We start from the raw sequence: 14,436 nt of genomic DNA on the forward strand, positions 1-14,436 counted from the left end.
AAAACAACATAACGCAAAAAGCAAATTTCAAATATATAGTTTCGAGATGCTTTATTTACCAGCGCACGGGCATAGCCGCTAACCAGTAAAGATAGATTTAATATTAAATCTAAAGATAGTCACTTCAAAATTTCACGAGTGACTGAGGGTCAGGGCGATGAATCTAAAACCTTTAGAGCTATTTGTTAAGCTATTTAAAGTTCTAAGTTGTGCGCATTATATGCATTAATTACACTTTGTCAAAGTGTTTTTTACTTTATTTGTAGATAGTTAAATCATTCTTAGGGCTTAATGTGTTAAAATCGCCGCCTTTCAATGAACTGGTAGCAAGACAATGTCTCGTAATTTAAGAAATATCGCAATTATTGCCCACGTTGACCATGGTAAAACAACTATGGTTGATAAACTTCTACATCAAGCAGGTACATTTACATCTCACCAGACAGTGTCTGAGCGTGTGATGGACAGTGGCGATATTGAAAAAGAACGCGGCATTACTATTTTGGCAAAAAACACTGCGCTTAATTACGAAGGTACGCACATTAACGTTGTGGACACCCCAGGCCATGCGGACTTCGGTGGTGAGGTTGAGCGTGTATTAGGTATGGTAGACGGCGTTGTTCTGTTGGTTGATGCTGTAGAAGGCCCGATGCCACAAACACGTTTTGTGACTAAAAAAGCATTGGCACTTGGTTTAAAACCAATCGTTGTGATTAATAAAGTAGACCGTCCTGGTGCACGTACTGACTGGGTAGTGAATCAAACATTTGATTTGTTTGCAAACTTAGGTGCAACAGATGAGCAATTAGACTTCCCAGTGGTATATGCATCAGCAATTAATGGCTATGCAATGTTAGATATGAATAAACCTAGCGATAACATGCGCGCTTTATTCGAAACGATTTTAAGCCACGTTGCGCCACCAGCTGGTGATAGCAATGCACCTTTACAGTTGCAAGTTTCAGCATTAGATTACTCAACTTACACAGGTCGTTTGGGTATTGGTCGTATTACTAACGGTAAAATCAGACCAGGCCAAGCAGTAACTGTCATGAATGAAACAAAACAAATCGCTACGGGTAAAATCAACCAAGTGCTTGGTTTCCGTGGTTTGGAGCGTGTGCCTGTTGAAGAAGCAGAAGCTGGCGACATTGTGATTATTTCAGGTTTAGATGATATTGGTATTGGTTTCACTATTTGTGACCGTGAAAACCCAGTTGGTTTGCCACATTTAGGTGTCGATGAGCCTACATTGACCATGGACTTTATGGTGAACACTTCACCATTAGCTGGTACTGAAGGTAAGTTTGTGACTTCACGTCAAATTCGTGACCGTTTAACTAAAGAGCTTTTAGTCAACGTTGCTCTACGTGTTGAAGATACTGAAGATGCTGACGTGTTCCGTGTTTCTGGTCGTGGTGAGTTGCACTTAACGATCCTGCTTGAAAATATGCGTCGCGAAGGTTTCGAGATGGCAGTAGGTAAACCAAAAGTTGTTTACCGTGAAATTAATGGTGAAAAATGTGAGCCATATGAAATTCTTACCGTTGACTTAGAAGATGAGCATCAAGGTGCTGCGATGGAGGAGTTAGGCCGTCGTCGTGGTGAAATGCAAAATATGGAGTCTGATGGTAATGGCCGTACACGTTTGGAATATAGAATCCCAGCGCGTGGTTTGATTGGTTTCCAAGGTGAATTCTTAACAATGACACGTGGTACAGGTTTGATGGGTCATGTGTTTGATGAATATGCACCAGTTAAAGCTGATATGCCTGGCCGCCGTAACGGCGTGTTGATTTCAGCTGAAAATGGTGAAGCTGTGGCTTATGCGCTTTGGAAGTTGCAAGATCGCGGTAAAATGTTCTCAGTACCAGGCGACAAGTTATATGAAGGTATGGTAATTGGTATTCACAGTCGTGATAACGATTTGATTGTTAACCCGATTAAAGGTAAACAACTGACAAACATTCGTTCATCAGGAACTGATGAAGCTGTGCGCTTGATTACGCCAATAGCATTATCTTTAGAATCAGCAGTTGAGTTTATTGATGATGATGAATTGGTGGAAATTACCCCTAAAACGATTCGTATCCGTAAACGTTACTTGCTTGAACATGAGCGTAAACGTGCATCAAAAGACTAATTAATTAGTTGAAAGTTTTGAAACCCAGCCTAGTGCTGGGTTTTTTATTGTTTGTTCGTACATTTTGGATGGATAGACGCCTGATATTGGTTGATTACAACCAGAAATGTAATAGTTTTGTAAATCAATCAAATGGTTAGTGCTTGTTTGGTAAAATTAGAAAATAGTAATAGATTTACTTAAGTACTTATTTTTATACTTCACTAACAATAATAGGAGTTAATTATGTTTCGTTTATCTTTAGGCTCTACTTTAATAGCCGCTGTATTTTTTGCGAACTCTGCTGTTGCTGGCCATGACACGATTAAACCTAAGGCTTACGACAGCTTGGGCAAGTGCGTAAAAGCAGCATTAACTAAACACGAAGGTACTATTGTAAAGACAGAGTTCAAGTCAGAGAAAAAAGTTGGTGTTTACGAGTTTGATATTGAAACTGCAGATGGTAAAGCATGGGATGTTGAGTGCAATGCTAAAACTGGCAAAGTAATAGAAGTTGAGGAGGAGGTTAAGGCTGACGACGCTAGATTTAAAGCACTTGCTAAAGTAAGTGAAGCTGATGCTAAAGCTACAGCGCTAGCTGCACATCCTGGCACTGTAGTAGAAACAGAGTATGAGCTTGAGTCAGATGGTAAAGCTTCATACGAGTTTGATATTTTAGAAGGCGATAAAGAAGAAATTAAAGTCGAGGTTGATGCGACTACTGGCAAGATTGTTGAAGTTAGCTACGAAGAATACCAAATCGGTAAAGAGTAATTAATCGATTTTGTGCAAATTAAAAGCCAGCGAAAGCTGGCTTTTTTGTTGATGAAATTACTCCATTATTAGCCAATGCAAAAAACAACACTATTACACTCAGAAAGCTTTGGGTATTACTTAGTGAGGTTTTTTAGCACAGTTGGCGGTGCTTGCGGTGGTAGAGCAGATGCTTGAGGTGCAATGACATTAGATGTGTCTTCCTGCGTAGGGACTTCGTAGGTAATGATGATAGATACACGCCTGTTTTTTGCGCGTCCTGACTCTGTTTCATTTTCGCTGATTGGTTGTGATGCGCCTAGACCCGTTGCACTTAAGCGTTGTTCGCTGATACCTAAAGTGCTTAGTAATCTCACAACACTGCTAGCGCGCACTGCAGAAAGTTCCCAGTTAGAGAAGAATGTAGTGTTATGAATAGGCGTGTTGTCTGTGTGACCCTCCACCTGTATTTTGCGTTGATTATCTTTAATTAAGGGAACAATTTCGCTGATGATTGCGTTGGCTGCTGTTGATAAATCAGCAGAGCCAGCACTAAATAGCAAGTTATCTTGTATATCAATACGGATACCACGGCTAGTTTGAATCACTTGAATTTTTCCTTCAGCAATCATTGGCGCCAGTTTGTTTGATACTTCAGCACCCGTTTTGGCCATGGAGTCACGTTCTCTGCGCATTTTTTCTGTATATAAATGGCTTAGTGGGAGTGGCTTAATGATAGAACTGGTCTTGGTTTCTGTCACTCCTCGCGCGCCGAGGCCTTTTTCTGTACTTGTCTGGTTGACGCCAGAGCTACCGTTACCGCTAAAAGCTGTGCCGATAGAGTTAGTGAGTTGTTTGTATTTACCTATTTCTACAGAGGAAATGGAGTACATAACAACAAAAAATGCGAATAAAAGCGTGATAAAGTCAGCATAAGAGACTAGCCATCGATCATGGTTGTCTTGATCCTCTTCTACTCTCTTACGGATGAGTTTCGACATAATTTGTATTTAAGTTGATCGGTTGCTAGTGTGGTTTATCTAAGTAACTATCTAAGCGTTCCTCAACGATTCTAGGATGATCGCCATTAGCTATCGATACCCATGCGTTGAGTAACATTTCATGCGTTTTTAATTCTGATTGAATGTGTGCTTTTAATTTGTTTGCAATAGGTAAAAATATCAAATTGGCAAATCCAACTCCATAAATAGTGGCCACAAAAGCAACTGCAATACCGCTACCTAGCTTGCTTGGGTCGGATAAGTTTTCCATCACATGAATTAGGCCCAATACAGCCCCCAGAATTCCTACGGTTGGCGCATAGCCTCCGGCTGCATCCCAAACTTTCGCAGCACTGCGCATTTGAACTTCATGAAAGTAGATATCAATCGCACATATCTCGCGAATTTTTTCTGGTGGCGTACCATCAATCATCAATCGCATGCCTTTGATAATAAATGGATCAGTTTCCCTTTTTAAAAAAGGCTCAAGCATGAAAATACCTTCTTTACGGGCAAAATTGCTCCAGACTAATATGCGTTTGATCAATTCTCTTTTGTCATCAACTGGTTTTTTAAATACTTTTTTTAGCATTTTCAAACCTTGAATGAACGTCTTGGTTGGTGTTTGTACAAGTACTGCACCAAAAGTGCCGAACATTACGATAAGAAAAGCTGCAAACTGCAATAGCGAGCCAACGTTTCCGCCTTCAAGTTTTTGTCCTAATATAATCCCCGCAACAGCAAGGATTAGACCAATTACGCTGCCCCAGTCCATGACTTCTCTCTTAAGTTAGCACGCAGTCTTGCAACTGCCTGGCTATGTAATTGACATACACGGGATTCTGAAACGCTCATTACCGCACCAATTTCTTTTAAGTTTAATTCTTGTTCGTAATATAAACCCAGCAAGATTTTTTCTCGTTCAGGCAGGGAATTAATTGCTGCAATCAAAGCATCTCTGAAGTCGCCAATTAGTAAGCCTTTAATCGGGTCACTATCGTTGTCAGTTTGAAAGCGATCTAAGAAGTGTTCTCCGCTATCAGCTTCATGAAAGTCTTCGTAGTAAACGAGTTGGTGCCCACTACAATCACCTAGCATTTCATGGTAATCAGCGAGTGATAAATTAAGTTTTTTAGCTACATCATTTTCAGTAGGGGGTTGACCTAGTTGTTGCTCCAGTTGGCTAATTGCATGCTCAACATCACGCATGTTCTTACGGATACTACGCGGTAACCAATCCGTACTACGCAACTCATCCAGCATTGAGCCTCTGATTCTTTGTGCGGCATAGGTTTCAAATTGGGCACCATGGGTGTCCTCGTAGCGGTTAACCGCATCTAATAACCCCATCATGCCTGCTTGAATTAAATCATCAAGCTCTACACTTGGAGGGAGCTTGGCTTTTAATTGATAAGCAAGTTTTTTAACTAAGATAGCATGCTGATCCAGCAAAACGTCTTTTTGATCTTTTTTTCCATGCGCTGTGTACATAAATCGTCTTTAGCTTAGTTGTATGATGCCTGCTTATTGTTAAAAATATTATCATGCTTGTAATCTAAGCGTTGCGCAATTTGTTTCAATGCTGTGGATGCTGACGCAAACGGAAATGCATCAATCACAGAGCGGCCTAATTTTGAGGCGCGGTTTAAATGGCTGTCAGTAGGTATCGCCCCAAAAAAATCCAATTCAATTTGCATAAAACGTTTTGCCACCTGCGATATATTACCAAATACTATTTGTGCTTGCGCATCTGTTGAGTCATCTACAATGATACCAAAAGAACGTCTACCTAGTTCATTGCATAGCAGTTTAATCAGTGAGTACGCTTGTGTAATAGATTCTGGCTTACGAGTGAGTTGAATGATAATCTCACTTTCATTCAGTTTGTGCAAAGGTAGTACGTTAGTTTTGGTCAGCATGGTATCTACTAATACCATATCGTATTGCTGAGCTAATTGGTTAAAAAGAAGATTAAGCTGACTGGTTGTATGATTGTTATTTGCACTGTTTAGCAGGTTTTTTTGCATTAACCTTACACTAGAGAAGCCGTGGCTAGTTAATTTAACTGCTTGCTGCAAGGTATGTTTTTCTAGAATAACATCAAGAAGGGAAGGCGACTGATCTAACTCATAACTGCGCTCAAATGTGCTTTCTGACGCATGCATGACAAGCACTTCGCTACCTTGGCTCACTATAGAAGCTGCAAGGTTTGTAATTAAACGAGGTTGAACTTGAGAGGGCGAAGCAGATAAAACCGACACCACTCTAGGCTTTGGTTTTGCCATGATACGTCTTAATCCTGCAGCTTGATCATTGTGTATGTGATTGCTATTGAAGTTTGACATGATTAAATCTCCGCTAATTGCGAGATGTTGCCTGTGACTCGTGCTTGTCCTGCTACAAATGGCAACTCTTCAGCCAAGAATTGAAATGGACGGTTTGCAGGTGTTTTCAAGTTTAATGCTAAAGAAATCAGCTCAGTTTTGTTGGCTAAATTGATGTCTTCGGGAACACGCTGCCCACTAGTAACATAATATAGTTTTAATTTTTCGCGAATAATTACATCCAGCGCGCTGCCGATTGTGGCAGCTTCATCTAATTTGGTAATGATGCAGCCATCAAGGCCTTTTCCTTTATATGCCATAATTACATCAGTTAATGTTTCACCGGTATTCGTTGCGTTTAAGCAAAGTAGTTTTTTTATGGTTGTCTTGCTGCTGGAAAGCAGGGCAGTTTGCTCTGTTACCATGCGGTCACGCTGACTAACGCCGACCGTGTCTATTAAAATAGTGTGTTTATTTTTCAATTCATTGAGCGCAATTGCGAGATCGGTTTCATCTTTAACTGCATAAACCATTACACCTAAAATCTTGCCATAGATGCGTAGTTGTTCATGACCACCAACCCGATATGCATCCGTTGTAATTAAGCCTAAGTTCTGAGTGCCATGTTTCATCACATAACGAGCTGCAAGTTTTGCTGTCGTCGTCGTTTTACCTACACCAGTAGGGCCAATTAAGGCAAATACTCCGCCTTGGTCCAGTACCTCTGTCTCATTTTCTATTGTCGTTAGATTTTTACCTAGAATATGCTTCACCCAAGCATTTGCTTTTTTGCTATCCAAGTTTGCAGGTAGTTTTTCTGCTAAATATCTTGATAATGCAGGGCTAAAACCAGCGCTTAGTAAAGCTCCAAGCATTTCAGACTTAATTGGTTCACGTTGTTGGATATTACTCCAAGCGATCGTGGCAAGTTGAGATTCAATGACATTACGCATACTGCGCATTTCATTTAACATGAGTGCCATTTGTTTGCTAGTAGCAACGTTGCTTGTGTCGCTAGGATCAGCATCGTGAGTGTGTGTTTGTGTATTTGAGTCTTTTAAGTGGCTATCAATTTTTTTAGCATCAACGCGCTGATGCTCTTCTGCTATTTTTTTGTTCAGTAATGATAATAATGCTGTTGGTTCGTCATCATGTTTAGCTTGATCATAGTTAAACGCATGCACTGCTTTTTCACCGTTCATCATTGCATTCATCTCATCTTCTCTGAAGGCCATAATCTCATTGCCACCGGAAACTGCTCTATTGGAAAGAATGACCGCATCATCACCTAACTCCTTACGGACCATGGTCAGTGCTTCGCGTGAGCTTTTACCGAAAAATCGTTTAATGTTCATGCAGAACCTCCAATAAGGCTAGTGACGCGGATTGTTTTTGAATCAGGTAACTCTTCGTGTGAAAGTACACGTAAGTTAGGTACAGCGCGACGCAGGAATTTAGCAAGTGCAGCTCTGAGAGGTGCAGAAACTAATAGTACTGGGGTTAAGCCCATTTGCTCTTGCTGTCTTGCAGCTTCTTCAGCTTGTCTTGATAGCGTCTCTGCCATGCCAGGTTCCATTGCTGAGCCACCGGTGTTATTTTGCATGGCTTGTAGGAGCAGTCGTTCCAAGTTGTTATCAAGTGACATGACTGTTACTTCGTTGCCTGTAGGGAACAGTTGTTGTACGATTGCACGGCCTAGTTGTACGCGTACTAATGCTGTTAAATCATTTGTATCTTGAGTCTGGCTTGCATGTTCTGAAAGCGTTTCAACAATTGTTCGCATGTCTCTAATATGAACACCCTCTACTAGGAGGTTCTGTAGTACTTTTTGCACAACTGCCAGAGGCATGAGTTTAGGTACTAAATCTTCAACTAGTTTTGGAGACTCTTTGCTAATATGATCCAGTAGCTGCTGTACCTCTTGGCGACCTAATAGCTCTGCTGCATGCATTGAAATAATATGGTTTAAGTGTGTTGCGATAACAGTACCAGCATCCACTACCGTGTACCCCATGCTTTGCGCTTCATCACGGATACCCGCATCAATCCATACCGCTGGCAAACCAAAGGCGGGGTCTGTTGTGATTTGTCCTGCAAGTGGTCCTGTCACCATCCCTGGGTCAATGGCTAAGTACTGACCATAGTTAGATTCTCCAGTCGCAATTTCAACCCCTTTTAAAGTGATTCGATAACCAGATGGTTTCAACTCAAGGTTGTCACGAATGTGAACGGTAGGGGCGAGGAAACCAATCTCGTTAGCAAATTTCTTGCGTAATCCTTTAATTCGTTTAAGTAAATCACCGCCTTGTAATTTATCTACTAATGGAATTAAACGATAACCAACTTCTAATCCCACGGTATCTACAGGTGTCACATCATCCCAGCTAGCTTCTTCTACTTCTAATGGAGTGATTGGTGCCTCTTCAATATCAGGCTCTACTTTGACAACTTTTTGTTGTTCACTTACAAGATAAGCAATACCTGCAAGGAATAGTGCTAATGTAATGAATGCAAAATTAGGCATACCAGGAATAATGCCCATACCACCGACAATCGCAGCTGTCACATAAATCACTCTAGGATTGGAGAATAATTGTGTTGTTAGTTGTCCTCCAATGTCTTCGCTATTGGCAACCCTTGATACAACCACGCCGGCTGCTACAGAAATAACGAGGGAGGGTATTTGAGCAACTAAACCATCACCAATTGCAAGCAGGGTGTAAATTTTGACTGCATCTTCAAATGCCAAGCCATGTTGAATCATGCCAACAATCAACCCACCAACAATATTGATGATTGTGACTAAAATACCTGCAACTGCATCACCACGCACATACTTACTTGCACCATCCATTGCGCCATAAAACTCTGACTCTTGACTGATTTCAGTCCGGCGCTTGCGAGCCTCATCTTCACCAATGAGCCCTGCGTTAAGATCAGCATCAATCGCCATTTGTTTACCTGGCATCGCATCCAACGTAAACCGTGCGCCAACTTCAGCAATACGGCCTGCACCTTTTGTCACAACAGTGAAGTTGATAATGGTCAAGATAATAAATACCACAATACCAACCGTATAGTTACCACCAATTAAAAAGTGGCCAAATGCCTCAATGACTTTACCTGCAGCATCAGGGCCGGTATGGCCCTCTGTGAGTACAACGCGAGTCGATGCCACATTGAGTGATAAGCGAAGCATAGTGGTAACTAACAACACAGTAGGGAATGCTATAAAGTCCAATGCCTTTTTAGTTTGCAATCCAATGAGTAATACCATGATCGACAGTGCAATATTAAAGCTGAATAACACATCCAGTGCGATAGCTGGTAATGGCAGAATCATCATTGATAACAATAAAACAATGATGAGTGGTGCAGCAACCGTGCGGCTGCCTAGATTGGTCATCCATGCTGGTAAGTTAATTGGGTTCATTAGGCAAACGCTCCAGGTTCATTTGACACATCATCTACACTGGGAAGTGGTAGCAGGCTGTGAGGATCCAACTCGTCAGGTACCGGTAACGTGTTTGGCACTTCTGGTTGATGACCGCCATCTTTTTTGAAAATACGCATTTGAAATACGTAAGCCAATACTTCTGCAACCGCAGTATACAAAGCTTCTGGGATTTCATGCTCTAGTTCAGTATGTGCGTATATCGCACGTGCTAGCTTTGGAGATTCTACAATAAGAATTTTGTGCTCATCAGCGATTTCACGTATCTTAAGCGCCACGGCATCTGCACCCTTAGCCACCACGACAGGGGCTTTCATGCCGCCTTCCTTATATTGGATTGCAACAGCATAATGCGTAGGGTTCGTAATCACGACATCCGCATTGGGGATTTCTGACATCATTCTGCGTCTAGACATTTCTCGCTGCTGTTGACGAATTCTCGATTTAATTTCGGGGTTACCGTCAGACTCTTTAGACTCACGCTTTACTTCTTCTTTCGTCATTTTAAGCTTCTCAGCATATTGATATAGCTGAAAAGGCACATCGATGGCTGCGATAAAAACAAGAACGCTTACAATCGCTAAAAAGCTGAACAGTAATAAATCGTTTACCTCAGCAATACTTTGGCTTAAAGGCATTAGTGAAAGTGAAAGAATTGATTCCATGTCATTTACAATCACGACATAAGACACCACACTCACCAAAATAGCTTTTCCAATAGACTTAATGAGCTCAGCTAGTGAGTTTTTAGAGAACATATTACTTAATCCATTGATTGGATTAAGTTTACTAAACTTAGGCGCAAGTGCTTTTTCGCTGAATACCCAGCCACCAATCAGCGCAGGTGATGCTATTGCAACCACAAATAAAATCAATGCTAGTGGTGAGAATGCGATTAATAAGTTATAGATGTTGTCTGATATTTTCATTAAAAGTATCATTGGGTCGTAGGCATAAGCACGCTCCAGCGTTAACCCTGAACTCATCGATAGTTTTAACGCTTCAGCTAGGTCGGCGCCCATCATTAACATCGAAAAGCCAGCTGCCAGTAGCACTGTCACCGTTGCTAGCTCACGAGAGCGCGGAACGTCACCTTCTTCACGCGCTTTTTCTAAACGCTTGGGGGAGGCCTCTTCCGTTTTCTCTAAATCGCTTTCTTCAGCCATAATGCATCCTGGTGCTTAAATAACGTCTTTAAGGTTAGTTTTAAAACTGATTACTTTTCAAGTAATCACATTATTAATTAAATTGGTGTACTTACATCTTGAGAATAAGCAGGTGAAAACCCTGCTTTCTTATTGAGATTAAATTTTTTTGAACGATTGATTGATGTTTTTAATAATTAAAAATTTTTTATCAAAATAATTAAAATTATTTTATGTTTAAAAACAATGGCTTATTTAATTTTTACAAAATAACTCAAATTATTTTGTAAATTACCCTAAAGTTTTCTAAATTGTAGCCGTTAACGACTTATTGGATGAAAGCGTTATTGTATTTACTAATTTGACTTAGTCTTATTAACTATACAATTTAACGGTTTTTATTGTTAAAACTTTAGGATTGTTGATGGATTTTAAACGTTAAGAATTTTTATATCTGTATTTAATTGCGATTTAATTAAGTGCAGTTGCTAGATACAATTTAATATTCACATAGCCGATGTAAGTGTTTGTAAGACAGACACCTACATCGGCTTTTCTTGTTCGCTCACAAAAAAAACCGACTACCGATTCTTGTTAATTGCCTTAAAAAGGGTCAAAGTATAACTAACCATAGCTCGTATACTTTAATCACTGCAATAAACTTAGAATTGGAAATTAAAATGACTGAAATAGAATTGATGTCGGAAATCAGAGATGCCAACCTCAACTATTTAATGTTAGCGCAGCAGCTGATTAGGGCTGACAAAGCTACCGCAATTTTCCGTTTAGGTATTAGTGCTGAAATCGCAGATCTTTTAGAAGGTCTAAGTAATATGCAGTTGGTCAAGTTGAGTAGTGCAAATGTCATGCTGGCTAGGTTTCGCTTTGATGATGGCGCTATTTTAGGTATGCTTACTAATTATACAAAAGATCGATCACAAGCCCATCTACACACTGCAATATTGATGTCTGGTCAAGTTGCTGAAACAATAGCTTAAGTATATTGATTTTAGCGATGAAATTAAGAAGGAAATTATCATGGAAAATAAAAGCTCAGTGACTTCTGTAAAAAGTGTAGTAAATGAATCAGAGCAAATCCAGCTTGCTATCCAGATGATTAAATTAGGGGCGAGATTGCAACTGCTAGAGTCTCAAACTACCCTGTCTCGTGAGCGTTTAATTAAACTCTATAAAGAGCTTAAAGGTGTTTCTCCACCAAAAGGCATGTTGCCATTTTCAACTGATTGGTTTTTGACTTGGCAGCCTAATATCCACTCATCTATTTTTTATAACATTTATAAATTCATGATTGATTACACAGGTGAAACTGGTATTCATGCAATTATTAAAGCCTACAGTCTTTATCTTCAGCAAGTTGAGACGGAAGAGGGTGCTGAACCTGTGTTATCGATGACGCGTGCATGGACGATGGTACGGTTTGTTGAGAGCAAAATGCTCAAGTTGCAAAGCTGTAGCTGTTGTGGCGGCAATTTTATTGTCAATGCGTACGATTTGAATGGTAGTTATGTGTGCAATCTGTGTCACGTTCCCTCAAGAGCTGGAAAAACTAAAAAAGCAAAAGAGCTTACTTACAAAGTTGTAACAATGAGCGCCTAATGGGTGCTTGTAATGTATTGGTATTATGTTAGAGTTTTGATCGCCTGGAATTACATAAAAATATAATAAAAACATCAGTACATGCTCTGCATCACAGGGGAGGTGAGTGTGTACCGAAAATTAAATTGGCATCAAATGCTGCAGTTATTTTTCAATAAAATCAATCTAAAACCAGCGACGCTTGCTGTTTTAATACAAGCTACTGCATTTTTTTTTGTATTTTCATTTGCTTGGATACTTAAGTCGCAATCACTCTACGTGATAAGTGCTTTCCCATTGTGGTTCTTGTCGTTTCTAGTGTTGATGCATGCCGCTATTGCTGTATGGTTTGCTAATATAACCAATATGGCTAAATGGTGGCGTTGGATACACTTTTTCTTCCCGCTAGCCGTTTGGATAATGTCTCAGTGGCATGTGCCCAATACAATCTACTTGATAGGCTTTTTGCTTAGTCTTAGTTTGTACTGGACAACTTTTCGTACGCAAGTTCCATTTTTTCCCTCTACAGCCACCGTTCGTCAACAAGTCTTAACATTGATTCCTCAATATCAACCTATGCGCATCATTGATATAGGTAGTGGTCTAGGAGATATGTCTATGTATATAGCTAAGCTAAGACCTGAATGTTCAGTCGAGGGAATTGAAATAGCACCATTACCTTGGCTAATCAGTATAGTACGTGCAAAACTTAATCGTTCTAAAGTGGATTTTAGGATTGGTGATTACCGATTGTTAAATTTTGCAAACTATGATCTTATTTTTGCCTATTTATCACCTGCTGCAATGTCTGATTTATGGCAAAAAGCACAAGCTCAAATGCGCCCAGGTTGTTTGTTGGTGAGTTACGAATTTAATATAGAAGGCGTAGAGCCAACTCAGATTATTCAGCAAACTGACCGTGAAAAGATGGTATATGTTTGGAAAGTTAAATAAATAGTGAGTCAGTATTTACTATAAATTGTGTTGTTGGATTTTTAGATAAGCATATGATTATTAGATATATATCAATACTTCTAGGCGACTGGTGGGTGATTGTGCTTAGTAAATTAGATGTGCAGTTAGAAAAAATTGCTTTATTCAAGTAATTAAATTACGTTATATTGGCTATTCTATTAGGAATGTTTGAAAATCGTAGTATCTGAACCTGAGGTGCGTAAGTATGTTTGTAATCATTGGTTATGTAGTAGTTTGCGGTACCATTTTTGGGGGCTACGCGCTTGCAGGTGGGCATTTAGGTGGCTTATGGCAGCCATTGGAAGTGCTTATGATTTTTGGCGGTGCAATTGGTGCATTTATCGTGGGTAATGACACTAAAGCCCAGAAGGCCACGCTGAAGGCTTTACCTACAATTTTCAAAGGATCGAAGTTTAACAAAGCACTTTATATGGATTTATTGGCTTTGTTATATGAGATTCTGACTAAAATTCGTAAAGACGGCATGATGTCTATCGAGAATGATGTTGAGAATCCAGAGGCTAGCCCTTTGTTTAGTAAATATCCAGCTTTACAACATGATCATCATTTAATTGAGTTTATTACAGATTATTTACGCTTAATGGTATCCGGCAATATGGATGCATTTCAAGTTGAAAATTTAATGGATAATGAAATTGAAACGCATCATATGGAAGGGCATGTCCCAGCACATTGTATTGCAAAGTTGGGGGATGGTTTGCCAGCCTTTGGTATTGTAGCTGCTGTGATGGGTGTTGTGCATACGATGGAGAACGTAGCTTTGCCTCCTGCTGAGTTGGGTATTCTGATTGCGCACGCTTTGGTAGGTACGTTCTTAGGTATTTTGCTTGCTTATGGTTTCGTTGGACCACTTTCTGGCTTGTTGGAACAGAAACTCGAAGAGAGTACAAAAATGTACCAAACGGTTAAAGTGACACTGCTAGCGAGTCTTAATGGATATGCACCAGCTATCGCCGTAGAGTTTGGACGTAAGGTACTTTATTCAACAGAACGCCCTGGTTTTGCTGAACTTGAAACACATGTTAAACAAGCTAAAGGCAAATAG

The 14,436-nt window shown here is 40.1% G+C and carries 13 protein-coding genes; 6 read left to right on the plus strand and 7 right to left on the minus strand.

What is annotated here, in order from left to right:
* Positions 1–334 precede the first annotated feature (334 nt).
* A complete protein-coding gene (typA, locus tag A391_RS0106585) occupies positions 335–2,143 on the plus strand; it encodes a translational GTPase TypA (protein WP_019898254.1) in 1,809 nt (602 codons plus the stop codon).
* A 225-nt stretch (positions 2,144–2,368) separates the two neighbouring features.
* Positions 2,369–2,896 carry a PepSY domain-containing protein gene (locus A391_RS0106590; protein WP_019898256.1) on the plus strand — a complete coding sequence of 176 codons (528 nt, stop codon included), beginning with the start codon at positions 2,369–2,371 and terminating at the stop codon, positions 2,894–2,896.
* Between the two features lie 116 nt (positions 2,897–3,012).
* Here the strand turns inward: A391_RS0106590 and motD are convergent, their stop codons facing one another.
* Genes motD through flhB form a run of 7 tightly spaced genes read right to left on the minus strand, consistent with a single transcriptional unit; the run spans position 3,013 to position 10,820 of the window.
* Complete coding sequence (gene motD, locus A391_RS0106595) at positions 3,013–3,876, minus strand: flagellar motor protein MotD (protein ID WP_019898257.1); 864 nt, start codon at positions 3,874–3,876, stop codon at positions 3,013–3,015.
* Between the two features lie 25 nt (positions 3,877–3,901).
* On the minus strand, positions 3,902–4,651 hold the full coding sequence (locus tag A391_RS0106600) for a flagellar motor protein (protein WP_019898258.1): 750 nt from the start codon (positions 4,649–4,651) through the stop codon (positions 3,902–3,904).
* Positions 4,633–5,367: an RNA polymerase sigma factor FliA gene (locus A391_RS0106605; RefSeq protein ID WP_019898259.1), complete on the minus strand. Its 735-nt coding sequence runs from the start codon at positions 5,365–5,367 to the stop codon at positions 4,633–4,635. The genes A391_RS0106600 and A391_RS0106605 overlap by 19 nt, the downstream gene beginning before the upstream one ends.
* Positions 5,368–5,381: 14 nt before the next feature.
* A complete protein-coding gene (locus A391_RS0106610) occupies positions 5,382–6,221 on the minus strand; it encodes a MinD/ParA family ATP-binding protein (RefSeq protein ID WP_019898261.1) in 840 nt (279 codons plus the stop codon).
* A 2-nt stretch (positions 6,222–6,223) separates the two neighbouring features.
* A complete protein-coding gene (gene flhF / locus A391_RS0106615) occupies positions 6,224–7,555 on the minus strand; it encodes a flagellar biosynthesis protein FlhF (RefSeq protein WP_019898263.1) in 1,332 nt (443 codons plus the stop codon).
* Positions 7,552–9,633, minus strand: a complete 2,082-nt coding sequence (flhA, locus tag A391_RS0106620) for a flagellar biosynthesis protein FlhA (protein ID WP_019898264.1) — start codon at positions 9,631–9,633, stop codon at positions 7,552–7,554. Before flhA ends, flhF begins: the two co-directional genes overlap by 4 nt.
* Positions 9,633–10,820, minus strand: a complete 1,188-nt coding sequence (gene flhB / locus A391_RS0106625) for a flagellar biosynthesis protein FlhB (RefSeq protein WP_019898265.1) — start codon at positions 10,818–10,820, stop codon at positions 9,633–9,635. The genes flhA and flhB overlap by 1 nt, the downstream gene beginning before the upstream one ends.
* 659 nt (positions 10,821–11,479) lie before the next feature.
* Here flhB and flhD point away from each other — a divergent pair.
* From flhD to motA, 4 genes are all read left to right on the plus strand, one after another.
* Entirely contained in the window at positions 11,480–11,797 is a 318-nt protein-coding gene (flhD, locus tag A391_RS0106630) for a flagellar transcriptional regulator FlhD (RefSeq protein ID WP_019898266.1), read from the plus strand.
* A 40-nt stretch (positions 11,798–11,837) separates the two neighbouring features.
* Positions 11,838–12,416: a flagellar transcriptional regulator FlhC gene (gene flhC, locus A391_RS0106635; protein WP_019898267.1), complete on the plus strand. Its 579-nt coding sequence runs from the start codon at positions 11,838–11,840 to the stop codon at positions 12,414–12,416.
* Between the two features lie 135 nt (positions 12,417–12,551).
* On the plus strand, positions 12,552–13,349 hold the full coding sequence (locus A391_RS0106640) for a class I SAM-dependent methyltransferase (protein WP_019898268.1): 798 nt from the start codon (positions 12,552–12,554) through the stop codon (positions 13,347–13,349).
* A 226-nt stretch (positions 13,350–13,575) separates the two neighbouring features.
* Positions 13,576–14,436, plus strand: a complete 861-nt coding sequence (motA, locus tag A391_RS0106650) for a flagellar motor stator protein MotA (RefSeq protein ID WP_019898270.1) — start codon at positions 13,576–13,578, stop codon at positions 14,434–14,436.

Source organism: Methylotenera mobilis 13 (genome assembly GCF_000384255.1).
Classification (GTDB): Bacteria; Pseudomonadota; Gammaproteobacteria; order Burkholderiales; family Methylophilaceae; genus Methylotenera; species Methylotenera mobilis_B.